Genomic DNA, 26,472 nt, shown 5'->3' with positions numbered 1-26,472 from the left:
CGCGGGTCAGGGCTGGTCGTCGGTGAGCCCGGCTTCGAGTTCCTCGATCTGGTGCTGCGCGAGGTCCAGGAGGGGGAAGTCGGACGGGGTGTGGCCCCCGGCGGCGGGGGCGGTGGTGTGGGTGGCGAGGCCCGCGAGCAGGTCGAGCCAGGCCTGGCCGATCCGCTGTCCGGTGGCTTCGGCGAGCGCGCCGCGCGGCCAGCTGAGGGACAGGGTGAGTTCGGGTCCGTCAGCAGTGTCCACGATGACCGCGCCCGCCTCCAGGGCGTGGGTGGACGGCATGTCCGGGTCGGCGCCGCCGCCGATGTTCCCGGTCGGCTGCCAGGGCGCGGGCGGGCCCTTGTGGGGCCCTGCCGGGAAGCGCCCGAGGTAGTTGAAGCCGATCTGCGGGCGCGGCAGGGCGGCGAGGGCGTCCGCCGTCGCGGGGTTGAGGTGGCGCAGCAGTCCGTGGCCGAGGCCGTCGCCGGGGACGGCCCGCGCCTGCTCCTTGACCTCTTTCAGGAGGGCGCCGCTCGCCGGGCCTCCGGCCCGCGCGTCGTCCAGGTCGACGCCGCGCACGTCGAGGCGTACGGGATGGGCGCTGGTGAACCAGCCGACGGTGCGGGACAGGTCGACGCCGTCGAGGGGCTCGCGGCCGTGGCCCTCGACGTCGAGAAGGAGGGCGGCGGCGTGCGGCCGGGTCCGGGCGACGGCGCCCGCGAGGGTGGCGAGCAGCACCTCGTGCACCCCGCAGTGGAACAGCGCGGGCGTGGTGCCCGCGAGAGTGGCCGCCTGCGCGGCGGGCACGGTCCACGTGGTGCGGCGCACGGTCGCGGCGGTGTCCCGGGCCGGGTCCAGGGCGCGCTCTCCCAGGAGCGGCTCGTCGGTGTCCAGGAGCGCGGCCCACCCGGCCAGTTCGGCGACGCGGTCCGGTGCGGCGGCGCGTTCGGCGAGGAGGTGCGCCCAGCGCCGGAAGGAGGTGCCGGGCGGGTCGAGCGCGGGTTCGGCTCCGGCCGCCGCGGCCCGGCAGGCCTGGGCGAGGTCCGGCAGGAGGATCCGCCAGGACACGCCGTCCACAGCGAGGTGGTGCACTGCGAGGACGACCCGGCCGGTCCGTTCGGGCCCGGCGTCCAGCCACACCGCCTGGAGCAGGGTGCCCGCCGCCGGGTCGAGGCGCCCGACGGCGTCGCGTGCGGCGCGTCCGGCGAGTTCGTCGAGGTCACCGGTGGCGGCGGCCCGCGCGTCGACACGGCGTACCAGGTCGTCGGCGGTCACCGTGTCGGCGGCGCCGACGACGAGCCGGGGCCCTTCGGCCACGCGGGCCCGCAGCATGTGGTGGGTGCGCAGGAGCGCGGCGACCCCGGCGGCCAGGACGTCCCCGCCGAGCCCCGGCGGGGCGGCGACGGCGGCCCACTGTGCGAACCCCGGGCGCAGGGCGTGCTCCCCCAGCTCCCGTGCCACCGGTGTCCAGGGCACCTCGCCGACGGCGACGTCCTCGGCGTCGGGCCCTTCGGGCGCGGTGGTCCCGGCCACGGCGGCGAGGCGTTCGGGCGTCTTCTCCTCGAAGACCTGGCGCGGGGTGAGCACGAGTCCGGCGCGCCGGGCGCGGGACGCCAGCTGCATCGAGGAGATCGAGTCGCCGCCGAGGGCGAAGAAGCTGTCGTCCGCGCCGACCCGTTGCAGGCCGAGGACGTCGGCGTACAGGGCGCACAGGACGGTCTCGGCGGGGGTGCGGGGCGCGCGTCCCGTGGCCGGGCCCGCGAGGTCGGGGGCGGGCAGCGCGGCCCGGTCGAGCTTGCCGTTCGCGGTGAGCGGCAGTTCGGCGAGCGGCACGTAGGCGGCAGGCAGCATGGGGCCGGGGAGCCGTTCGGCGGCGAAGTCCCTGAGGGAGGAGGCCAGTTCGTCGCCTGCGGGCGGCGCGGCCGCTGCGGGATCCGTCCGCCGCGTCACGACGTAGGCGACCAGGCGCCGCTCCCCCGGCCGGTCCTCGCGTGCCACGACGGCGGCCTGGGCGACGTCGGGGTGGGCGGTGAGGGCGGCTTCGACCTCGCCCGGCTCGACGCGGTGCCCGCGCACCTTGACCTGGGTGTCCGCGCGCCCGGCGAAGACGAGTTCGCCCTGTTCGGTCCAGCGTGCCAGGTCCCCGGTGCGGTACATGCGCGCGCCGGGCTCGAACGGGCAGGCCACGAAGCGTTCGGCGGTCAGCGCTGCCCGGCCGCCGTAGCCACGGGCGAGCCCGGGGCCCGCGACGTACAGTTCCCCGGCCGTGCCCGGCGGCAGCGGCTGGAGGAAGGCGTCGAGGACGTACGCGCGTGCGTTCGTCATGGGGCGGCCGATGGGCACGGCGGCGGCGCCGGGCGCCAGGGGTTCGCTCATGGCCGCGCACACGGTGACCTCGGTGGGCCCGTAGGCGTTCACCATGCGGCGTCCGGCCGACCAGCGGTCGACGAGGGCGGTGGGGCAGGCCTCCCCGGCCACCACCAGCGTCGTCAGGTCCGGGGGCAGTTCGTCCTCCGTGGCGAGGACGCCGGGCGGGACGGTGACGTGGGTGGCGCGCCACCGCCGCAGCGCGTCCGTGAGCGTCACGTGCGGCGGCAGTTCGTCGGCGCCGGGCACGACGAGCGTGGCGCCGGACAGCAGGGCCATGCACAGCTCGGACACCGCCGCGTCGAAGCCGAGCGAGGCGAACTGGAGCACGCGCGAGTCGGGCCGTACCGCGAACCGTTCGATCTGGGCCCGCGCCAGGTGTGCGAGGCCTCCGTGGGTGACGACGACGCCTTTGGGCCTGCCGGTCGAGCCGGAGGTGTAGATGACGTACGCGGCGTTGGCCGAGGCGGGCGGCACGTCGGGCGGGGGGCCGCCCGGGTGTCGGGCCACGGCGGCCGCGACGGCCGGTTCGTCCAGGACGACGACGTGTCCCGGGAAGCCGTCGGGCACCGCCGCGGCGGTCCGCGTGGTGCACAGGAGCACGGCGGGCCCGGCGTCGCGCAGCACGTACGCGACGCGGTCCGCCGGGTGGCCCGGGTCGACGGGCACGAAGGCGCCGCCCGCCATGGTCACGGCGAGCACGGCCTCCACCATGGCAGCCGAGCGCGGCACGAGCACGGCGACGCGCGTCTCCGGCCGCACTCCGGCGTCCCTGAGGTGGCGGGCCAGGCGTCCGGCCCGGTCCGCGAGGCGGGCGTACGTCAGCTCCTGTTCGGTGCCGTCCGGCGCGCGGCACGCCAGGGCCACGGCGTCGGGCGAGCGCTCCGCCCGGCGCCGGAACAGCTCGGGCAGCGGTGCCGCGTCGACGGTGGCGCGGTCCTGGTTCCAGGCGCGCACCACCTGTTCGTGCCGTGCGGCGCTCAGCGCCCTGACGCGCGCCACGGGGACGTCCGGATCCGCCGTCAGCTGGGCGAGGACGTGGGCGAGGGACGCGGTCAGCTCCTCGGCCCAGGGGCGCGGGAACACGTCGGGCCGGTGGATGAGTTCGCCGTGCAGCCGCTCTCCGGGCACGGCGATCAGCGTCAGCGGGTAGTGGCCGGTGTCCTCCGGTGTGCCGCCGGGCCGGATGGTCAGCGTGTCGGGCGAGGGCTCCGCGAGCACGGGCCGCGGATAGCTCTCGTACACGAGCAGCGCGTCGAAGGCCGCGCCGGGCCCCGCGAGGCGGCGGATCTCGGGCATGCCGACGTGCTGGTGGGCCATGAGGGCCACCTGCCGCCGCTGGAGGTCCGCGAGCAGGGCGGCGACCGGCTGTCCGCCGTCGAGCCGCACGCGCACCGGAAGCGTGTTGAGGAACAGGCCGACCATGGATTCCACGCGCGGCAGTTCGGCGGGGCGGCCCGCGGCGGTGGCGCCGAACACCACGTCCGTGCGGCCCGTGAGGCGCGCGACGAGCAGGGCCCAGGCAAGCTGCACCACGGTGTTCACCGTGACGCCCCGGGTGCGCGCGAGGTCGGTCACCGCGGCGGTGAGCTCCTCGGTCAGCTCGAACGGTACGCGGGCGGGCACGACGGGTTCCCGCGCGGCGTCCTCGGGCGCCACGAGCGTCGGCTCGTCCGTGCCCGCGAACTCCTCCCGCCAGGCCGTCCGCGCCGCCTCCTTGTCCTGCCGTCCGAGCCAGGCCAGGTACGCGCGGAACGAGGTGGCCGGGGGCAGTTCCCGCGCGTCGCCGCCCGCCCGGTAGAGCGCGGACACCTCGCCGATGAGCACGGGCAGGGACCAGCCGTCCGTGACGATGTGGTGGTTGGTGACGATCTGCGCGTGCCGGTTCTCGCCGAGCTTGGCCAGGGTGAGCCGCAGCAGCGGGGCCGTGGTCACGTCGAGGCGCCGCTCCCGCTCCTCGTCGACGAGGCGGCCGAGGGCGGCCCGCGCCGCGTCGGCGTCGAGCGCGCTCAAGTCGACCTCACGCCACGGCAGTTCGACGTCCCGGGCGATGACTTGGACGGACTGCCCCGACGCCGTCTCGTGGAAGCTCGCACGCAGGATCGGATGCCTCTCACACAGGGCCCGCCAGGACGCCTTCAGCCGCGGCACGTCGAGGGGCCCGTCCAGGGCGAGGACGCGCCGCCCTTCGTAGAGGTCCGGCCCCTGTGCGTCGTACGCCGCGTGGAACAGGAGCCCTTCCTGGAGCGGCGACAGCGGCCAGAGGTCCGCCATCTGCGGTACGCGCTCCTCCAGTTCGGCCACGGCGTGCTGGTCGAGGTCGAGGAGCGGGAAGTCGGAGGGCGTGTGCCCACCGGCCCCGGGACGGCCGGTGTGTGCGGCGATCCCGCCGAGCAGTGCGCACCAGGCCCGGCCGAGGCCGTGGACGGACTCTGCGTCGAGGAGCCGCTCCGGCCAGCTGAGCGTGAGGGTCAGTGTGGGCCCCTCTCCGCCGTCCCGCACGGCGACGGCGGCTTCGAGCGCGTGCAGCGCGGGCATGCCCGGGGCCGCCGCGCCGCCGATGGCTCCGGTGAGCTGCCAGGGGCCTTCGCCGTCGCCGTCGGTGGCGAACCGGCCGAGGTAGTTGAAGCCGATCTGGGCGCGGGTCAGGGCGGCGAGAACTTCGGCCGTCGCGGGGTCGAGGTGGCGCAGCAGGCCGTAGCCGAGCCCGTCGCCCGGCAGCGTCCGGGACTGCTCCTTCACCGCCTTCAACAGCGCACCCGCTGCCGGACCACCGGCCAGGGCCTCGTCCAGGTCGACACCGCCCAGCTCGACGCGGATGGGGTGCGAGCTGGTGAACCACCCCACCGTCCGCGAGAGGTCCACCCCTTCCAGGGGTTCACGGCCGTGGCTCTCGATGTCGATCAGCAGCCCGTCGGCCGTCGACGGCCGGTGCCGCACCACCGCGCCCGCGAGCCCGGCAAGCAGCACCTCCCGCACACCGCAGTGGAACGCCGTCGGCGTCTCCCCCAGAAGGGTGCGCGCGTACGGCTCCGGTACGGTCCACGACTCCCGCCGCATGCTCGCGGCCGTGTCCAGCGCGGGGTCCAACTCGCTTGCGCTCACCGGGTTCTCGGGTACGTCGACGTGGCGCGTCCAGGCGTCGAGTTCGGCTGTGGGTACGCGTTCGGCGAGCAGGCGGGCCCAGCTGCGGAACGACGTGCCCACGGGTTCGAGCTCCGGCTCCCGTGCGGCCGCGAGGGCCTCGCAGGCGGTGCGGAGGTCCGGCAGCAGGACGCGCCAGGACACGCCGTCCGCGACCAGGTGGTGCACGACGAGGGTGAGCCGACCGACGGCGTCCGGCCCCGCGTCCACCCACACGGCCTGGACCATCACGCCCGCCGCCGGGTCGAGGCGCCCTACCGCGTCGCGGGCGGCCCGGGCGGCGATCTCGTCGAGGAGGCCGTCGGTCCCGTCCACGCGGGTGACCAGGGCGGTCGCGTCGACGGAGCCCGCCTCTGGTACGACCAGGGTGACGTCGTCGGCCGTCCGTGCCCGGAGCATGTCGTGCGTGTCCAGGACGACGCCCAGACCGGCCGCCAGGACGTCGAGGCCGAGGCCGGGCGGGGCGCCCACCACCGCCCACTGCGCGAACTCCGGGTCGGCCGCCCAGCGCCCCAACTCCCGCATCGCGGCCGTGAACGGGACCTCGCCGAGCCCGTCACCTGCGGTAGGTGTGCCGCCGGTCGCGGACTCCGCCGTCGCCGCGAGCCCGGCCGGTGTCTCGTGCTCGAAGACGTCCTGCGCCTTGAGGACGAGTCCGGCGCGTCGGGCGCGGGCGACCAGCTGCATCGACATGATGGAGTCGCCGCCCAGCTCGAAGAAGCTGTCCTCGACTCCAACCCGTTCAAGCCCCAGGACCTCGGCGAACAGCGTGCAGAGGATCTTCTCCGCCTCCGTGCTCGGTTCGCGTGCGGTGACGCGGCCCGCGAAGTCCGGCGAAGGGAGCGCCGCGCGGTCCACCTTGCCGTTCCGCGTCACCGGCAACACGTCCAGGACCATCACTGCGACGGGAACCATGTACTCCGGGAGCACCTTCGCCACGTACTCCCGCACGGAATCACCCTCCAGGGATTGCCCGTTGGCCACCACGTAACCAACCAGGCGCCGCTCCCCCGGCCCCGCCTCCAAAGCAGTCACCACCGCCTGAGCCACACCCGGATGCGCCGCAAGGGCCGCCTCCACCTCACCCAGCTCCACCCGGAACCCACGGACCTTCACCTGAGCATCCGCACGCCCGACGAAGACAAGTTCACCTTCGGCAGACCACCGCACCAGATCCCCCGTGCGGTACATCCGCCCACCCGGCACATACGGGCAAGCCACGAACCGCTCCGCCGTCAGCCCCGGCTGCCCCACATACCCCCGGGCCAGCCCCTCACCCGCCACATACAACTCACCGTCCGTCTCGGGCGGCACCGGACGCAGGAAGGCATCCAGCACGTATGCCTTCCGCCCGGGGAGCGGGCGCCCGATGGGCAGGACCGAGCCCATCGGCTCGCCCGGCCCCCAGCTCCGCCAGGTGGCACACAGGGTCGCCTCCGTCGGACCGTACATGTGCCGCACGGCCAGGCCAGGGCAGGCCTCCCGCACCCGGGCCACGGCCCCGACGGGCACCACGTCACCGCCCGTGAGGACCTCCCGCAGACCGGTGAAACAGTCGGGCGCCTCACCCGCGAGGACCCGAAAAGACCCGGCCGTCAGATGCAGGGCCGTCACCCCGGCCTCAACGAACTCCCGCACCCGCCCGCCATCCACCGGCCCCGGACCGGCCACCACCACCCGCCCACCCGACACCAACGGCACCCACACCTCATACAACGACACATCAAAGGCATGCGGAGCATGCATCAACACCGAGTCACCCGGACCCACCCCCCAAGCCCGCTCCGCCACCAGCGAAACCACACTCCCGTGCGGCACCGCCACACCCTTCGGCACACCCGTCGACCCCGACGTGTACATCACGTACGCCACATCGTCAGGGCACGCCTGAGTGCCGGTCGGGGTCTCGTGCAGCGTCGCCAACCGGCTCGCGGTGGAGGGGTCGTCGAGGACGACGACACGTGCCTCGGCCTCCGGCACCGCTTCCCGTGTCGCCCGGGTGCAGAGCACCGCCGCCGGAGCACAGTCCCCCAGCACCAGACCCACCCGCTCCACCGGAGCCGACGCATCCACCGGGACATACGCCGCCCCAGCCCGCCACACCCCCAACAGCGCCACCACCACATCGACCGACCGCTCCATCACCACGGCCACCCGGTCGCCGCGCCGCACACCCACACGCGAGAGGTGCACCGCCAACCGGCCCGACTCCGCCCACAACTCCCCGTACGACAACGACCGCTCGGCCCCGCACAGCGCCACCGCATCCGGCGCCGACGCCACCCTGCCCGCCACCAGCTCAAGCACCAGGCCCTGCGGGCCCTCGCCCGGCGTGGTGCCCCACTCCTCCAGGAGGAGGCCGGGTTCGGATGCGGTGAGGACGTCCAGGCGGGCGACCGGTGCGGAGGGAGTGGCGCTCAGCTGTTCCAGGACCCGTACGACACGCTCCGCGATGGAGGTGGCCCGGCTGCGGTCGAACAGGTCGGGCCGGTAGGTCACCACGACCCGCAGCCGCTCGGTGGGGACGACGCCGACGGCGAGCGGGTAGTGGGTGCCGGCCACCGTGTGGAGCCGCTTGATCGTGACGTCGGCGGCACCCCGGTCGGGGCCGGTGAGGGCGACCGAGCCGCGCGGGTAGTTCTCGAACATCAGCATCGTGTCGAACACCGCGCCGGATCCCGCCAGTTCCCTGATGTCCGGCAGACCCAGGTGCTGGTGCGCCGTGAGGGCCGACTGGTGTTCCTGGAGCGTGCGGAGCATGTCGACGACCGGCTGCCCGGCGTCGAGGCGGACGCGGACCGGGAGGGTGTTGATGAACAGGCCCACCATCGACTCCACGCCCGGCAGCTCCGGCGGGCGCCCGGCGACCGTGCCGCCGAACACCACGTCCGTGCGCCCGGCCAGGCGCGCAAGGACCAGGGCCCACGCGCCTTGGGCCACCGTGTTCACGGTCAGGCCCGCGGTACGCGCCCACGCGTTCAGCTGCCCGGTCCGCTCCAGGGACAGTTCCACCGAGACCACCTCGGGCGTCACCGGGGACCGGCCGGGGTCGGCGGGCGCCACCAGCGTCGGGCCCTCGGCGCCCGTGAACTCCGCGTCCCAGGCAGCGCGCGCCGCCGCCCCGTCCTGCCCGGCGAGCCAGGCCAGATAGGCCCGATAGGAGGTCGCCCGTGCGAGCCCCGAGGCGTCGGCGGCGGCCGCGTACAGGGCGGACACCTCATTGAGGACGACCGGCATCGACCAGCCGTCCAGAAGGATGTGGTGGCAGGTGAGAGCGAGTCGGTGGCGGTTCTCGCCGAGGCGGACCAGCAGCAGCCGGAGCAGCGGCGGCCGGGACAGGTCGAACCTGCGGTCCAGCTCCTCGGCCGCCAGCCGGTCCGCGGCAGCCTCCGCCTCTGCCTCCGGAAGCCCGGACACGTCGGCTTCGCGCCAGGGCAGTTCGACGGTCCGCTCGACGACCTGCACGGCCTCACCCGACGTGGGCCTGTGGAAGCCCGCCCGCAGCACGGAGTGCCGGGCGAGCAAGGCCTCCCACGACGCGCGCAGGCGCCCCGCGTCCAGGGGGCCTTCGAGGGCGAGCAGCCGCTGCGTCTGGTAGACGTCGGGCCCTTCGTCGTCGTACGCGGCGTGGAACAGCATTCCTTCCTGGAGCGGCGACAGCGGCCAGATGTCCGCCACCTCCTGTGCCTGCTCTTCGAGTTCCGCTACGGCCCGCTGCGTGAGGTCGAGGAGCGGGAAGTCGGAGGGCGTGTGCCCACCGGCCCCGGGGCCGTCGGTGTGTGCGGCGATCCCGCCGAGCAGTGCGCACCAGGCCCGGCCCAGGTCCTCCGCCGCCCGCTCGTCCAGGACGTTCGCCGGCCAGGCGAGGGTGATGGTGACCGTGGGGCCGTGCCGCGCGTCCTGGACGGTGGCGCTCGCCTCCAGGGCGTGGAGGACGGGCGTGTCCGGGGGGATCGTGCCGCCGATGGCCCCGGTGAGCTGCCAGGGGCCTTCGCTGTCGCCGTCGGTGGTGAAGCGGCCGAGGTAGTTGAAGCCGATCTGAGCGCGGGGCAGGGCGGCGAGAACTTCGGCCGTCGCGGGGTCGAGGTGGCGCAGCAGGCCGTAGCCGAGCCCGTCGCCCGGCAGCGTCCGGGACTGCTCCTTCACCGCCTTCAGCAGCGCACCCGCTGCCGGACCACCGGCCAGGGCCTCGTCCAGGTCGACACCGCCCAGCTCGACGCGGATGGGGTGCGTGCTGGTGAACCATCCGACCGTGCGGGTGAGTTCGGCCCCTTCCAGGGGTTCGCGGCCGTGGCTCTCGATGTCGATCAGCAGCCCGTCGGCCGTCGACGGCCGGTGCCGCGCCACCGCGCCCGCGAGCCCGGCAAGGAGCACCTCCCGCACACCGCAGTGGAAGGCGGCGGGCGCCCTGCTCACCAGGTGGGCGGCCGTGTCGCCTGTGATCGTCCAGGTCCGGTGCGTCATGGTGGCCGCGGTGTCCCGCTGCGGGTTCAACTCGCCTTCGGCCAGCATGCTTTCCGGCACCTCAACATGCCTCACCCAGGCGTCGAGTTCGGCTGTGGGTACGCGTTCGGCCAGCAGGCGGGCCCAGCTCCGGAACGACGTGCCCACGGGTTCGAGCTCCGGCTCCCGACCGGCGGCGACCGCCTCGCAGGCGGCACGGAGGTCCGGCAGGAGGAGACGCCAGGACACGCCGTCGACCACCAAGTGGTGGGCGACGAGAGCGAGCCGACCGACCGCGTCCGGCCCCGCGTCCACCCACACCGCCTGGACCATCACACCCGCCGCCGGGTCGAGACGCCCCACCGCCTCCCGGGCGGCCCGCTCCGCGATCTCGTCCAGAGCGCCGTCGGTCCCGTCCACGCGGGTGACCAGGGCGGTCGCGTCGACGGAGCCCGCCTCCGGCACGACCAGGGTGAAGCCCTCGGTCACCCGTGCCCGGAGCATGTCGTGCGTGTCCAGGACGACGCCCAGACCGGCCGCCAGGACGTCGAGGCCGAGGCCGGGCGGGGCGCCCACCACCGTCCACTGCGCCAGCCGGGGGTCAGTCGCCCAGTGGCCCAACTCCCGCATCACCGGCGTCCAGGGCACTTCCCCGACGCCGTCGCCCGGCGCGGCCGTTTCCTCGCCCGTGGCTCCCGCAGCGGCGGCGAGCCCCGCTGGAGACTCGCACTCGAAGACGTCCTGCACCTTGAGGACGAGTCCGGCGCGTCGGGCGCGGGCGACCAGCTGCATCGACATGATGGAGTCGCCACCCAGCTCGAAGAAGCTGTCCTCGACTCCAACCCGTTCAAGCCCCAGAACCTCGGCGAACAGCGTGCAGAGGACCTTCTCCGCCTCCGTACTCGGTTCACGCTCGGTCACCCGGCCCGCGAAGTCCGGCGAAGGGAGCGCCGCGCGGTCCACCTTGCCGTTCCGCGTCACCGGCAACACGTCCAGGACCATCACTGCGGCGGGAACCATGTACTCCGGGAGGGCCTTCGCCACGTACTCCCGTACGGAATGACCATTCAGAGCTTGCCCGTTGGCCACCACGTATCCGACCAGGCGCCGGTCCCCCGGCCCCGCCTCCAAAGCAGTCACCACCGCCTGAGCCACACCCGGGTGTGCCGCAAGGGCCGCCTCCACCTCGCCCAGCTCCACCCGGAACCCACGGACCTTCACCTGAGCATCCGCACGCCCGACGAAGACAAGTTCACCTTCGGCAGACCACCGCACCAGATCCCCCGTGCGGTACATCCGCCCACCCGGCACATACGGGCAAGCCACGAACCGCTCCGCCGTCAGCCCCGGCTGCCCCACATAACCCCGGGCCAGCCCCTCACCCGCCACATACAGCTCGCCAGCCACACCCGACGGCACCGGCTGGAGATACGCGTCGAGGACGTACGCACGCCGTCCAGGCAGCGGGCGCCCGATGGGCAGCACCGAACCCACCGGCTCACCCGGCTCCCAGCTGCGCCAGGTGGCACACAGGGTCGCCTCCGTCGGACCGTACATGTGCCGCACGGCCAGGCCGGGGCAGGCCTCCTGCACCCGCGCCACCGAAGCAGCAGGCACCACGTCACCGCCCGTGAGGACCTCCCGCAGACCGGTGAAACAGTCGGGCGCCTCACCCGCGAGGACCCGAAAAGACCCGGCCGTCAGATGCAGGGCCGTCACCCCGGCCTCAACGGACTGCCGCACCCGCCCGGCATCCACCGGCCCCGGCCCGGCCACCACCACCCGCCCACCCGACACCAACGGCACCCACACCTCATACAACGACACATCGAACGCGTGCGGAGCATGCATCAGGACCGCATCACCCGGACCCACCCCCCAAGCCCGCTCCGCCACCAGCGAAGCCACACTCCCGTGCGGCACCGCCACACCCTTCGGCACACCCGTCGACCCCGACGTGTACATCACATACGCCACATCGTCAGGAGCTACCCGGACGCTCCCGGAGGTGCCGTCGCAGCTCTCCAACTCCTGTGCTGTAGCCGGATCATCAAGGACCACCCGGCGTGCGCCCGCATCAGGCACCCTGTCCCGTGTCGCCCGGGTGCAGAGCACCGCCGCCGGAGCACAGTCCCCCAGCACCAGACCCACCCGCTCCACCGGAGCCGACGCATCCACCGGGACATACGCCGCCCCAGCCCGCCACACCCCCAGCAACGCCACCACCACGTCGACCGACCGCTCCAACACCACCGCGACACGGTCACCACGCCCCACGCCACGACGCGAGAGGTACGCCGCCAACCGGCCCGACTCCGCCCACAACTCCCCATACGACAGGGACCGATCGGCCCCGCACAGCGCCACCGCATCCGGCGCCGACGCCACCCTGCCCGCCACCAGCTCAGGCACCAGGCCCTCCGGGGCCTCGCCCGGCGTCGTGCTCTGTCCCTCGACGAGGATTGCCCGCTCCTTCTCGTCGAGTACGCCTATCCGGCCCACCGGTGTCGAGGGGTCGGCCGTGATCTGGGTCAGTACGTGGAAGAGCCAGGTGAGGACCGATGCGGCCGTGTCGCGGGCGTACAGGTCGGGGCGGTAGTCGAGCTTGCAGCGCATGGGGGTGCCGGGTGCCACGACGAGGGTGAAGGGGTAGTGGGCGGTCTCCTCGCCCGCGACGACGCGCAGGGAGAAGGTGTCGGGGGCGGGCGTCTCGGTGGGGGTGCGCGGATAGCTCTCGTAGACGACGAGGGTGTCGAAGGCCGCTCCGGGGCCCGCGAGTTCCTTGATGTCGGAGAGGCCCAGGTGGTGGTGGGCCATCAAGGCCGTCTGGCGCTCCTGGAGTTCGGTCAGCATGCGCGCGACCGGCTGATCGGCGTCGAGGCGTACGCGTACGGGGACGGTGTTGATGAACAGGCCCACCATCGACTCCACGCCCGGGAGGTCCGCGGGGCGGCCGGCCACGGTGGCGCCGAACACCACGTCCGTGCGTCCGGCGAGCCGGGCCAGGACGAGGGCCCAGGCGCCCTGCACCACGGTGTTGACCGTGAGGGCGTGGTGGCGGGCGAAGGCCGTCACCGCTCGGGCGAGGTGCGTCGGCACGTCCCGGGTGAGGATCTGCGGGGTGCCGGGCGCGCGGCCCGGGTCGGCCGGTGCGACGAGGGTCGGCTCGTCCGCGCCCGCGAGGTCGAGCCGCCAGGCGGCCCGAGCCGCTTCCTTGTCCTGGCGGGCGAGCCAGACGAGGTAGTCCCGGTACGAGACGGGCGCGGGCAGGGCGCCCGGGTCGCCGTGGGCCGCGTACAGCGCCTTCAGCTCGCGCAGCAGCACGGGCAGGGACCAGCCGTCCATGAGGACGTGGTGGCTGGTGAGCACCAGGCGGTGCCGCGTCTCGCCGCGACGGATCAGGAGCAGCCGCAGGAGCGGCGGGGCCGTGAGGTCGAAGCGCTCGGCCCGCTCCGCGCCGGCCAGGTCGTCCATGGCGGCCCCGGCCTCGTCGTCGGGCAGGCCGGAGAGGTCGGCCTCGCGCCAGGGCAGGGTGACGTCCCGGGCGACGACCTGGATCGCCCCGCCGGACTTGCGCCGCCGGAAGCCCGCGCGCAGGGCCGGGTGGCGGGCCAGGAGGGTCTGCCACGCCGTGCGCAGCCGGGCCGCGTCCACCGGCCCTGTCAGGTCGAGCAGGCGCTGGCCCTGGTAGACGTCGGCCCCCTGGTCGTCGAGCGCCGCGTGGAAGAGCAGCCCCTCCTGGAGCGGCGACAGGGGCCACACGTCCTCGACACGGGATCGGGTCATCGCTTCTCTCCTCGGACGGGGCTGGTCAGAACGTGTCGTCGTGCGGCCCGGCCTCCAGTTCGTCGACCTCGTCCTGGCCCAGGTCGACGAGCGGGAAGTCGGAGGAGGTGTGGCCGCCCGCCGCGGGCTCCGCGGTGTGCGCGGCCAGGGCGGTGAGCTGGTCGAGCCAGGCCCGGCCGATGCCGTCGGCGGCCGCTTCGTCGAAGAGGCCGCCGGGCCGGCTCAGGGTGAGCGTCAACTCCGGCCCTTCGGGGGTGTCGCGGACGACGGCGCGCGCGTCCAGGGCGTGCCGGGCGGGCATCCCGGGGGGTGCCGAGCCGCCGAGCGCCGTCCGCCCGGCGGCGGCCCAGGGGGCGACGGCTCCCGACGTGCCGCCGTCCGCCGCGAACCGGCCCAGGTAGGTGAAGCCGATCTGGGGGTGCGGCAGGGCGGCGAGAGTCGGTGCTGTGTCGGGGTTGAGGTGGCGCAGGAGGCCGTGGCCGAGACCGTCGCCCGGCACGGCGCGCGCCTGCTCCTTGACGGTCTTGAGGAGCAGGCCCGTCGCCGGGCCTCCGGCGTGGGCCGCGGCGACGTCGAGCGCGGACAGGTCGAGGCGGACCGGGTGCGTGCTGGTGAACCAGCCGACGGTGCGGGCCGGTTCGATGCCGTCGAGGGGTTCGCGTCCGTGGCTCTCCACGTCGACGACGAGCCCGCCCGCGGCCTCCGGGCGGTGGTGCGCGACTGCGCCCGCGAGGCCCGCGAGCAGCACCTCGTCCACCCCGCAGTGGAAGGCGGCCGGGGCCGCGCCCACCAGGGTGCGTGCCCGCTCCGGCGGCACCGTCCAGGTCCGGTGGACCAGGGTCGCCACGGTGTCGCGCGCCGGGTCGAGGGCCCGGCCGCCGAGCGGCGGCGCCCCGGCGCCGAGCACGGCGGTCCACGCGTCCAGCTCGGCGACGCGGTGGTCCTGGCGGGCCTGCTCGACGAGGAGACGAGCCCAGCTCTGGAAAGAACGTTCTACCGTCCCCAGTTGAGGTTCCTGTACGGCGGCGACGGCCTCGCAGGCAGCACGGAGATCCGGCAGGAGAAGGCGCCAGGACACGGCGTCGACCACCAAGTGGTGGGCGACGACCGCGAGTCGGCCGACCTGGTCCGGTCCCGCGTCCACCCACACGGCCTGGACCATCACGCCCGCCGCCGGGTCGAGACGCCCCACCGCCTCCCGGGCGGCCCGCTCCGCGATCTCGTCCAGAGCGCCGTCGGTCCCGTCCACGCGGGTGACCAGGGCGGTCGCGTCGACGGAGCCCGCCTCCGGCACGACCAGGGTGAAGTCCTCGGCCGCCCGCGCCCGCAGCATGTCGTGCGTGTCCAGGACGACGCCCAGACCGGCCGCCAGGACGTCGAGGCCGAGGCCGGGCGGGGCGCCCACCACCGTCCACTGCGCCAGCCGGGGATCGGCCGCCCAGTGGCCCAGCTCCCGCATCACCGGCGTCCAGGGCACCTCGCCCACGCCGTCGTCGGCCTTCCGGGTCCGTTCGGCGGTGCGGGCGGCCAGGGCGGCGAGTCCGGCCGGGGTCTCGTGCTCGAAGACGTCCTGGGAGGTGAAGTCGAGCCGCAGGCGGCGGGCGCGGGCGGCGAGTTGCATCGACATGATGGAGTCGCCGCCCAGCTCGAAGAAGCTGTCCTCCACGCCGACGCGTTCGAGCCCGAGGACCTCGGCGAACAGCCCGCACATGACCTCTTCGGCCTCCGTGCCCGGTTCGCGTGCGGTGACGCGGCCCGCGAAGTCCGGCGAGGGCAGCGCCGCGCGGTCCACCTTGCCGTTCCGCGTGACCGGCAGGGCGTCAAGCACCAGCACCGCGGCAGGGACCATGTAGTCGGGGAGGACCTTCGCCACGTACTCCCGGGCCGAAGGGCCGTCCAGGTCCTGCCCGTCGGCGACGACATAGCCGATCAGGCGGCGCTCGCCCGGGCCCGTCTCCGGAGCCGTGACCACGGCCTGGGCCACGGCCGGGTGGGCGGCGAGGGCCGACTCCACCTCGCCCAGCTCCACCCGGAACCCGCGGATCTTGACCTGCGCGTCCGCGCGCCCGACGAAGACCAGGGTGCCGTCGGCGGTCCAGCGGACCAGGTCCCCGGTGCGGTACATGCGCCCGCCCGGCACGTACGGGCAGGCCACGAACCGCTCCGCCGTGAGCGCGGGCTGCCCCCAGTAGCCCTGGGCGAGCCCCTCGCCCGCCACGTACAGCTCGCCCGCCACCCCCGGCGGCACCGGCAGCAGGAACGCATCGAGGACGTACGCCTGCCGGCAGGGCAGTGGGCGGCCGATGGGCAGGACGGGCCCGACCGGCTCACCCGGTCGCCAGGACCGCCAGGTGGCGCACAGGGTCGTCTCCGTCGGGCCGTACAGATGGCGCACGGCCAGGCCGGGGCAGGCCTCGCGGACCCGGGCCACGGACGCGGCGGGCACCACGTCTCCGCCCGTGAGGACCTCGCGCAGGCCGGTGAAGCAGTCGGGCGCCTCACCCGCGAGGACCCGGAACGACCCGGCCGTCAGATGCAGGGCCGTGACCCCGGCGGCCGCGCAGGCGCGGACGCGTGCGGCGTCCACGGGGCCCGGTGCGGCGACGACCACGCGGCCGCCGGACACCAGGGGCACCCAGATCTCGTACAGCGACACGTCGAAGGCGTGCGGGGCGTGCATGAGGACCGCGTCGTCCGGGCCGATCCGCCAGCACCGCTCGGCGATGAGGGCCGCCGCGCTGCCGTGCGGGACGGCCACGCCCTTGGGCACGCCCGTCGAGCCGGAGGTGTACATCAGGTACGCCGCGTCGGCCGCGCCCGTGCGGGTGCGCGGGCCGTCCTCGCGCGCGGCCACCTCCCGCACGGTGGCGGGCTCGTCCAGGGCGATGACGCGCGCCCCGGTCTCCGGTATCGCGCCGTGCGTCGCCCGGGTGCGGAGCACCACCCGGGGCGCGCAGTCCGCGAGGATACGGGCCACGCGCTCCACCGGGGCCGACGTGTCCACCGGCACGTAGGCCGCGCCCGCGCGCCAGACGGCGAGGAGGGCGACCACGACGTCGGCGGACCGCTCCATCAGCACGGCCACGCGGTCGCCCCGGCGCACCCCGCCGTCGGCGAGGTACGCGGCGAGACGGCCGGAGTCGCGCCACAGCTGTCCGTACGTCAGGGTCCGTTCGCCGTCGACGACCGCCGGGGCCTCAGGTGCCCCGGCGGCCCGTCGCGCGATCAGCTCGGGCACGAGCGCGTCCGGCGTCTCGCCCTCCGTGGCACCCCAGCCCTCCAGGACGAGGCCGCGTTCGGGTCCGGTGAGCACGCCGACGCGGCCCACCGGCACGGACGGGTCGGCGGCGATCTGTTCCAGGACGCGCGCGACGACACCGGTCAGGCCCTCGCCGACGTCCGGGTCGACCAGGCCGGGCTGGTGGGTGACGTCGACGCGGACGCGGTCGCCGGGGACCACGCCCACGGACAGGGGGTAGTGGGTGGCCTGGCGGGACTCCGTCACGGTGAAGGCCGGGGCGTCGGGGCGGGGCGCGTCGCCGGTGACGCGGGGGTAGTTCTCGTGGACGAGGAGGGTGTCGAAGGCCGCGCCGGGCCCGGCGGCCGCCTGGATGTCGGCGAGCCCCAGGTGCTGATGGGCCATCAAAGCGGTCTGGCGTTCCTGGAGTTCGGTGAGCATGCGGGCGACCGGCAGCGCGGCGTCGAGGCGGACCCGCACGGGCAGGGTGTTGATGAACAGGCCCACCATCGACTCCGCGCCCGGCAGCTCCGGCGGACGCCCGGCCACGGTGGCGCCGAACACCACGTCCGTGCGCCCGGCCAGGCGCGCAAGGACCATCGCCCAGGCACCCTGCACCACCGTGTTGAGGGTCAGGCCGTGGCTGCGGGCCAGGCCGGTGAGCGCGGCGGAGGTGTCGGCGGAGAGCCGGACGGACGCCCGGACGGGCAGGGCGTCGCCGCGGGCCCCGGCCGCGGGCCCGGCGACCAGGGTGGGTTCCCCGGCCCCGGCGAGTTCCGCGCGCCACGCGGCCCGCGCGGCCTCCTTGTCCTGCCGGGCGAGCCAGGCGAGGTACTCGCGGTAGGAGGTGACCGGCGCCAGGCCCGAGGCGTCGCCCCCGGCGGCGTAGACCGTGGCGAGCTCGTCGAGGAGGACCGGCAGGGACCAGCCGTCGAGCAGGATGTGATGGCTCGTCAGGACGAGGTGGTGGCGGCGCTCGCCGCCGCGGATCAGGAGCAGGCGCAGCAGCGGTGCCGCGGCCGGGTCGATGCGCCGGGCGCGCTCGCTCTCCGTGAGGCGGTCGCGTTCCGCGCGGGCGGCGGCTTCGGGCAGCGCGGAGAGGTCGGCCTCGGCCCACGGCAGCGCCACCTCCCGCATGACCAGTTGGACGGCCTCGCCGGACGCGCGGCGGTGGAAGCTCGTCCGCAGCACCGCGTGCCGGGCCAGGAGGGCCTGCCAGGAGGACCTCAGCCGGGCCGCGTCCAGCGGGCCCTCGACGGACAGGACGGACTGGACGGTGTACACGTCGGGGCCCTGGCCGTCGAAGTCCGCGTGGAACAGCAGGCCTTCCTGGAGCGGGGACAGCGGCCAGACCTCCGCGAGGGCGGACCCCTGGGCGGCGGCTCCCCGGGCGGCGGACCCCTGGGGTCCGGACCCTTCGGCGGCGGATTCCTGACCGGCGGTGGGTGCCTTCACAACGACCGTCCTCCTTCGAGTCCCTCAAGTCCTTCGTGTCCTGCGAGCCGTGCGGTGCGGGTGTGCGGCGGGCCGGGCGGCGGCCCCGGTGGGTGCGGTGGCCCGGCCAGCTGGGCGGCGATCGCCTCGAACTCCTCGACCTCGTCCTGCGCGAGGTCGAGCAGCGGGAAGTCGGACGGGGTGTGCCCGCCCGCCGTCGGGTCCGCGGTGTGCGCGGCGAGGGCGGCGAGCAGGTCGAGCCACGTCCGTCCGAGGCGCTCCGCGTCCCCGGCGGCCAGGACGGCGGCGGGCCAGCCGAGCGTGAGCGTCAGCTCGGCGCCGCCGGGTGTGTCCCGCAGGGCGGCGGCGGCCTCGACGACGTGGGCGGCGGGCAGGTCGGGGGCCGCCGAACCGCCGATCGCCGTGTCCCCGGCGAGGTCCCAGGGGGCGACGGGCCCGCCGGGCGTGCCCGTCGCGAAGCGGCCCAGGTAGTTGAAGCCGATCTGCGGCCGGGGCAGGGCGGCGAGGATGGGCCCGGTCTCCCGGCCGAGGTGGCGCAGCAGGCCGTAGCCGAGGCCGTCGCCCGGCACCGCGCGGGCCTGCTCCTTGACCGTCTTCACCAGCGCGCCGACGGCGGGCCCCGCGGCGAGGGCGTCGTCGAGGTCGACTCCGGCGAGGTCGACGCGGACCGGGTGGACGCTGGTGAACCAGCCCACCGTGCGCAGCAGGTCGGCGCCGCCCAGGGGCTGGCGGCCGTGGCCCTCGACGTCGATGAGGACGGTGCCCCCGGATGTGCCGTCGTCGCGGCGGGTGCGGCCCACGGCGCCCGCCAGGGTGGCGAGGAGCACCTCGTGCACACCGCAGTGGAACAGCGCCGGAGCCTGGGTGACCAGCGTGCGGGTGTGCCGCGCGGGCACCGTCCACATCGTGCGGCGCGCCGTGGCCGCGGTGTCCCTGCGCGGGTCGAGGGCCCGGCGGCCGAGGGGCGGCTCGGCGTGGGCCACCACGGCGGCCCAGCCTTCGAGTTCGGCGGTGCGCTCCGGTTCGCTGGCCTGCCCCGCCAGCAGGCTGGCCCAGCGGCGGAAGGACGTACCGGCGGGTTCCAGGGACGGTTCGTGGCCCGCGGCCGCGCTCTCGCACGCGGACCGCAGGTCGGGGACGAGGACGCGCCAGGAGACGCCGTCCACCGCCAAGTGGTGCACGGCGAGGGCGAGTCGGCCCACGCGGCCCGGCCCGGCGTCCAGCCACACGGCCTGGAGCATGACGCCGCGGGCCGGGTCGAGGCGCCCCACCGCGTCGCGTGCGGCGTCGCGCGCCGCCGTGTCGAGGCGGCCGTCGGCCACGCCGGTCGCGTCCACCGCGGTGACGAGGTCCGCGGCGGACACCGCCCCTTTCTCCCGGACGACGAGGCGCGGTTCGGGCCCCGGTCCGACGGTGTGGGCACGGAGCATGTCGTGGGTGTCGAGCAGGGCGCGCACGCCCGCGACGAGCGTGTCCGCGCCGAGCCCCGCCGGGGCGCCGACGAGGACCCACTGGGCGAACGCGCCGCCGGTCACCCGCTCCCCCAGGGCCCGCATGACGGGCGTCCACGGTACGTCGCCGACCCCGATGTCCCAGGCGGGCTCCGCGCCGGTGCCGAGCTTGGCGACGCGGGCGAGGTCCGCCGCCGTCGGCCGCTCGAAGACGTCCTGCGAGGTGAACGCGACCCCGGCCGCGCGGGCCCGGCTGACCAGCTGCATCGAGGTGATGGAGTCGCCGCCGAGGCGGAAGAAGTGATCGTCGGCGCCGACCCGGTCCAGGCCGAGGACCTCGGCGATCAGGGCGCAGAGGGTCTCCTCGGCCGCGGTCGCCGGGGCCCGGCCCGCGACGCGTTCGGCGAAGTCGGGCACGGGCAGGGCCGCCCGGTCCACCTTGCCGTTGGGGGTCGTCGGGAGCGCGTCCAGGGCGAGCACGGCGGCGGGCACCATGTGGGCGGGCAGCACGTCGGCGGCGTGCGCGCGCACCGCCTCGCCGTCCAGGCCCCGGCCCCGGTCGGGGTCGGCCGTGACGTAGCCGACGAGCCGCCGCTCCCGGGGCCCGTGGGCGGTCAGGCCCACCACCGCGCGGCCGACGTCGGGGTGCGCGGCCAGGGCGGCCTCGATCTCGCCGAGCTCCACGCGGAAGCCGCGCACCTTCACCTGGGCGTCGGCGCGGCCCTCGTACACCAGGTGTCCCGCGGGGGTGCGGCGGACCAGGTCGCCGGTGCGGTACATGCGGGCGCCGGGTGCGAACGGGCAGGCCACGAACCGCTCGGCGGTCAGGCGGGCGCGGCGCAGATAGCCGCGCGCGAGCCCGGCGCCCGCGACGTACAGCTCGCCCACGGTCCCGGGGCCCACCGGCTGCAGGAAGCAGTCGAGGACGTACGCGGCGGTGCCGGCGACGGGGCGGCCCGTCGTCGGCGGGTCGTCGGCGCGCAGCGGGCGGCTCGCCGTGGAGGTGACGGCGGCTTCGGTGACGCCGTACTCGCTGTGGACGTCGCGGCCGCGCGCCGTCCACCGGCGGCGTACGTCGTCGGGCGCGGTCTCGCCGCCGATGATGAGGACCCGCAGGTCCGGCAGGTGGCCCGGGGGGAGTTGGGCGAGCAGCGTGGGGGTCATGGCGACGTGCGTGACGCGGCTCGCGCGCAGCAGCCGGACGAGTTCCTCGCCGGTCGCGTGGCGCCGCGCGGGCGGGGCGAGGACGAGGCGGCCGCCCGCGCACAGGGCGGGCCAGATGTCCGCCATCGACACGTCGAAGCTGGGCGAGACGAGCTGCAGGATGCGGCTCGTCCCGTCCATGGCGTAGCGGCGGGTGTGGTCGGCGACGAGGTTGCGCAGCGCGCCGTGCGGCACGACGACGCCCTTGGGGGTGCCGGTGGAGCCCGAGGTGTAGATCGTGTACGCCGCGTTGGCCGCCGCCAGGGCGGGGCGCTCCGCGCCGGTGAGGGGGCCGGGGGCGTGCGCGGCGACGGCGAGGGCGGTCGCCGGGTCGTCCAGGACGACGACGTGGCCCCGGTAGCCGTCCGGCACGACCGCGCGCGTGGCGCGGGTGCACAGCAGGACCGGCGGGGCGACGTCGTCCAGGACGAGGCGGACGCGCGCGGGCGGGTGGCCGGGGTCGACGGGGACGTACACGCCGCCCGCGAGGGACACCGCGAGGAGCGCCACGATCAGCTCGACGGAACGGTCGGCGCACACGGCGACCGGGGTCTCCACACCGACGCCGCGCCCCTTCAGGTGGCGGGCGAGGCGGGTCGCGTACGCGGACAGCTCCTCGTAGCGGACGGTCCGGCGGCCGGACTCGACGGCCACGGCCGCCGGGGTCGCGGCGGCCCGCAGCGTGAAGGCGTCGGGGGCGAGCAGATCGGCGCGCGGGTCGGTCGTGGCCGACGCCAGGGCCTGCTCCACGGCCAGGGAGCGCTCCGCGGGGCGGAGGACGCCGACGCGCCCCACCGGCAGGCCGGGGTCCGCGGTGAACTGTTCCAGGACGTGGGTCAGCCAGCGCACCAGTTCCTCGACGCGGGCGTGCGGCACGGCGTCCGGGCGGCCCACGAGGTGGCCGCGCAGCCTGCGGTCGGGCACCACGATCAGCGCGAGCGGGTAGTGGCCGCGGTCCTGCGGCTCGCCGACGGGCCGCATCGTCAGGGCGGGCGCGGCGGGGTGCTCGGGCTCGGTGGGGTGCTCGGGCAGGTTCTCGAAGACCACGAGGGTGTCGAAGACCGCGCCGTCGCCCGCGGCCCTGCGGATCTCCTGAAGTCCCGTGTGCTGGTGGGGCATCAGGGCCACGTGCCGCTCCCGCAGCGCGGCCAGCAGACCGGCGACCGGGGTCGCGGGATCGAGCCGTACGCGCACGGGCAGGGTGTTGATGAACGGGCCGACGGCCGACTCGACGCCCGGCAGGTCGGCGTGGCGGCCCGCGACGGTCGTGCCGAACACCACGTCGGCGCGGCCCACGAGCCGGGCCAGGACCAGCGCCCAGGCGCCCTGCACGACCGTGTTGACGGTGACGCCGTTGGTGCGGGCCAACACGCCCACGGCGTAAGTGAGTTCGTCGCTCAGCTCGAACGTCACCGGGCGGGGCACGACCGGCGTCCGCACCGACTCCTCGGGCACCACGAGGGTCGGGCCTTCGGCGTCGGCGAGCTCCGCACGCCAGGCGCGGCGCGCCGCCTCGTCGTCCTGCCGGGCCAGCCACGCCAGATGGGCGCGGTACGGGACCGGGGCGGGCAGGGCCGAGCCGTCGCCCGCGGCGGCGTACACCGCGGCGAGCTCCTTGAAGACGACCGTCATGGACCAGCCGTCGACGAGGGTGTGGTGGCTGGTGATGACCTGCTGGTGGCGGTCCGGGCCGAGCCTGATCAGGAGGAGCCGCAGCAGCGGGGGCGACGCGAGGTCGAAGCGCGCGGACTTCTCGGCCTCGGCGAGGCGGGCGGCCTCGGCCGACGCCGCGTCCTCGGCCAGCCCCGACAGATCGCTCTCGCGCCAGGGCAGCGGTACGTTTCCGGCGATGACCTGCACCGGCTCGCCGGACGCGCGCTGGTGGAAGCTGGCGCGCAGCACGGCGTGCCGGTCCAGGAGCGTGCGCCAGGACGCGCGCAGGCGGGCCACGTCCAGCGGCCCGTCGAGGGCGAGGACGCGCTGGCTCGCGTACACGTCCGGGCCCGCGTCGTCGGCGGCGAAGGTGGTGTGGAAGAGCATGCCTTCCTGGAGCGGCGACAGCGGCCAGACGTCGGTGAGGCCGGGCAGCCGGGCGCGCAGCCGGGCCAGTTCGCCGGGGGTGAGGCCGGCGAGGAGGGGCGCGGCGGGCTCGGGGCCTTCGGCGGCCTCTTCGCCGGGGCGCGTGTCGCGTGCCGGGTCCCCGGCGGCTGCGTCCGCCTCGAAGCGCGCCACGGCCGCGAGCCCCGCCGGCGTGTCGTGCTCGAAGACGTCCTGGGCGCCGCACCGCACCCCGGCGCGCCGGGCCTGCGCGGCCAGTTGCATCGCCATGATGGAGTCGCCGCCGAGGCCGAAGAAGCTGTCGTCGGCGCCGACCCGCTCCAGGCGCAGGACGGCGGCGAACAGGTCGCACAGGATCGCCTCGACGGCGTTGCGGGGCGCGCGCCCGGTGGCCTTCGCGGCGAAGTCGGGGGCGGGCAACGCCGCCCGGTCCACCTTGCCGTTCGGGGTCACCGGCAGCGCGTCCAGGGTGAGGACGGCCGCCGGGACCATGTGGTCGGGCAACAGCGAGGCGACGTGGGCGCGCAGCGCTTCGGGGTCGATCGCCCGGCGGCCACCGCCCCGGCCGTCGCCTCCGTCCCCGCCGCCCCGGCCCTCGTCTCCGGCCCCGCCCTCGTTCATGTCCTCGCTCCCGGCGTCGCCCGTCACGACGTACCCGATGAGGCGGCGCTCACCGGGCGTGTCCTCGGGGGCCGTGACGACCGCCTGCGTCACCGCCGGGTGCGCGGCGAGCGCGGCCTCGACCTCGGCGGGCTCGACGCGGAACCCGCGGATCTTGACCTGGCCGTCCGCGCGGCCGACGAAGACCAGCGCGCCGTCGTCCCTCGCGCGGACCAGGTCCCCGGTGCGGTACATGCGCGCGCCGGGCTCGAACGGGCAGGCCACGAACCGCTCCGCCGTCATCGAGGGCTGCCCCCAGTAGCCGCGCGCGAGCCCGGCCCCGGCCAGGTACAGCTCCCCCACGAGGCCCGGCGCCAGGGGCCGCAGGGCCGCGTCGAGGACGACGGCGCGCCGCTCGGGCAGGGCCCGGCCGACGGGCAGCACCGGGCCCGCGTCCTCGCCCGGCCGCACGTGGTGCCAGGTGGCGCACAGGGTCGTCTCCGTCGGCCCGTACATGTGCCGGACCGTCACGTCCGGGCAGGCCCGGCGCAGCCGCTCGACGGCCGCGGCGGGCACCACGTCGCCGCCGGTGAGGACCTCCCGCAGACCGGTGAGGCAGTCCGGCGCCTGACCGGCCAGGACCCGGAACGTGCCGGCCGTCAGGTGCGCCGCGGTGACGCCCCCGGCCACGTACCGGCGCAGGGCCTCGGCGTCGACGGGTCCCGGCCCGGCGACGACCACGCGGCCGCCGGACACCAGCGGCACCCACATCTCGTACAGCGAGGCGTCGAAGGCGTGCGGCGCGTGCATCAGGACCGCGTCGTCCGGGCCGACGCCCCAGCCGGGCTCGGCGACCAGCTCGGCCACGGCGCGGTGGGGCACCGCCACGCCCTTGGGCGCGCCCGTCGAGCCGGAGGTGTACATCACGTACGCGACGTCGTCGGCGCGCACCGCGTCCGCGAGGCCGCCCTCGGCGGCCGCCGGGCCGTCGAGGAGCAGGACCCGCGCGTCGCCGTCCGGCACGGCGGCGCGCGTCGGTCCGGCGCACAGCACGACGGACGCGGCGCTGTCGGCGAGGACGCGTGCCACGCGCTCGGCCGGGTGCCCCGCGTCCACGGGGACGTACGCGGCCCCGGCGCGCCACACCCCGAGCAGCGCCGCCACCAGGTCCGGGGAGCGTTCGAGCACGACCGCGACCCGGTCGCCGCGGCCGACGCCCGCGCCGGTGAGCCGCCGCGCCACGCTTTCGGAGCGCTGCCACAACTGTCCGTACGTCACGGCCTGTTCACCGTGTACGAGGGCCACCGCGCCGGGGCGGCGGGCCGCCCGGCGGCCGATGAGGTCCGGCACCGGGCGGGGGCCGACGGGCTCCGACCGGCGCCGGGCGGGAGCGGGCGCCAGGTCGACGCGGCCGGTCGGCACGGCCGGGTCGGCGACGAGGCGCTCCAGGAAGCGCAGCAGGGACCGGTGGCCCGCCCGCGCCCAGTCCTGGTCGTAGCGCGCGGCGTCGGCCTCCAGGGAGATGGCCAAGCCTTGGTCGTCGGACCAGCCGCTGACCACGACGCTCAGCTCCTCGACGCGGCGGTGGGACAGGTCGCGGGCGATGCCGCGGCAGGGGCCGAAGCGGAGGTTCTCGCCGAGGGGCAGGACGTTGACGAACGGCCCGAAGTGCCAGCGGCCGCCGCTCGGCCAGGCGAGTTCGCGGCGCAGCCGTTCGCCCCGGTACCGCTGGTGGCGCAGCAGGCCGGTGGCCTCGCGGGCCGCCTCGCGGGCCAGCTCCGTGAGGCTCATGCCGGGGGCCGCGGGAATCCGGAACGGCAGGACGTTGGCCGTCGTGCACGGGGTACGCCGTTCCTGGGCGGTCAGGCGTCCGGCGACGGGCAGGCTGAGGACGGCCTCGTCGGCGCCCGTCAGGCGGCAGCCGAACGCGCCGACGGCGGCGACCACGAGCCGGGGCCAGCTCACCCCGGCGGCGGTCGCGGCGGCGCGCAGCGCCCGTACGGCGGGCGGCGCCAGATGGCCGGTGGCGCGCGCGGCGGCGTCGGGGGCGGCGGCCCCGTGGCCGGGCACCGCCGTGAGCGGCGGCCGGTCGGCGAAGCGGTCGTGCCAGTAGGCGCGGTCGCGGGCGTGGTCGGCGGAGGCGCGGTAGGCGTCCTGCTGCCGCAGCAGTTCGCGCAGCGGGGCGTGGGCCGACGGCGGCGCTGCGCGGCCGTCCAGCGCGGCCGTGTAGAGGTCGGCGACGCGCCGCGCCATGAGGGAGCAGCCGAAGCCGTCCATCAGGAGGTGGTCATAGCGCTGGTACCACAGGTGGCGGTCGGGGCCGAGGGTGAGCAGGGCGTAGCCGAACAGGCCGTTCGCGCCGTGTGCCGCCATGGCGTGCTGCTCGGCCCGCATCCACGCCTCGGCGGTGCGCCACGGGTGGTCGGCGCCGGTCAGGTCGACGGTGGGCAGGCTCTGCTCGGGCGTCGGCGCGAACCGCTGGGTCACCCGGCCGTCGGCGTCCTCGACGAAGCGGGCCCGGAGGATCTCCGTCTCCGCCACGGCCCGGCGCAGGGCGTGCTCGAACACGCCGGTGTCGAGCGGGCCGAGGATCTCCACGTGTTGGCCGATGGTGTAGAGGCCGCGCGTGCTCTCGATGCGCTGGGCCAGCCAAATTCCCTCTTGGCTCTCGGACAGGGGCAGAGTGGAATCCGCCTGGCTGCTCATCGCTCTCCCTTCTGCTGATGGGCCGCTGTACGGGTGTGGGGC

Annotated in this window: 3 protein-coding genes; all 3 read right to left on the bottom strand. The window is 75.8% G+C overall.

Features of this window, described 5'->3' with window-relative positions; all coding sequences use genetic code 11:
* Positions 1 to 6 precede the first annotated feature (6 nt).
* The 3 genes from AC5WAM_RS36060 to AC5WAM_RS36050 are packed head-to-tail and all read right to left on the bottom strand — an operon-like array spanning position 7 to position 26,430.
* Entirely contained in the window at positions 7 to 13,719 is a 13,713-nt protein-coding gene (locus AC5WAM_RS36060; RefSeq protein ID WP_495520081.1) for an amino acid adenylation domain-containing protein, read from the bottom strand.
* A gap of 25 nt (positions 13,720 to 13,744) precedes the next feature.
* The gene (locus AC5WAM_RS36055; protein ID WP_495520080.1) at positions 13,745 to 18,412 is read right to left on the bottom strand and encodes an amino acid adenylation domain-containing protein; all 4,668 of its coding nucleotides are present in this window, start codon (positions 18,410 to 18,412) and stop codon (positions 13,745 to 13,747) included.
* Positions 18,409 to 26,430, bottom strand: a complete 8,022-nt coding sequence (locus AC5WAM_RS36050; RefSeq protein WP_495520079.1) for an amino acid adenylation domain-containing protein — start codon at positions 26,428 to 26,430, stop codon at positions 18,409 to 18,411. The genes AC5WAM_RS36055 and AC5WAM_RS36050 overlap by 4 nt, the downstream gene beginning before the upstream one ends.
* Positions 26,431 to 26,472: the final 42 nt, after the last annotated feature.

The sequence above is a fragment of the Streptomyces sp. JLYT201 genome (assembly GCF_059448825.1).
The sequence above is the reverse complement of the archived record's forward strand: the minus strand, read 5'-3'. Positions and strand labels throughout refer to the sequence as shown.

Coding starts and splice junctions, on each gene's coding strand:
- AC5WAM_RS36060 (WP_495520081.1), bottom strand. CDS start 13,719: ATGACCCGATCCCGTGTCGAGGACGTGTGGCCCCTGTCGCCGCTCCAG.
- AC5WAM_RS36050 (WP_495520079.1), bottom strand. CDS start 26,430: ATGAGCAGCCAGGCGGATTCCACTCTGCCCCTGTCCGAGAGCCAAGAG.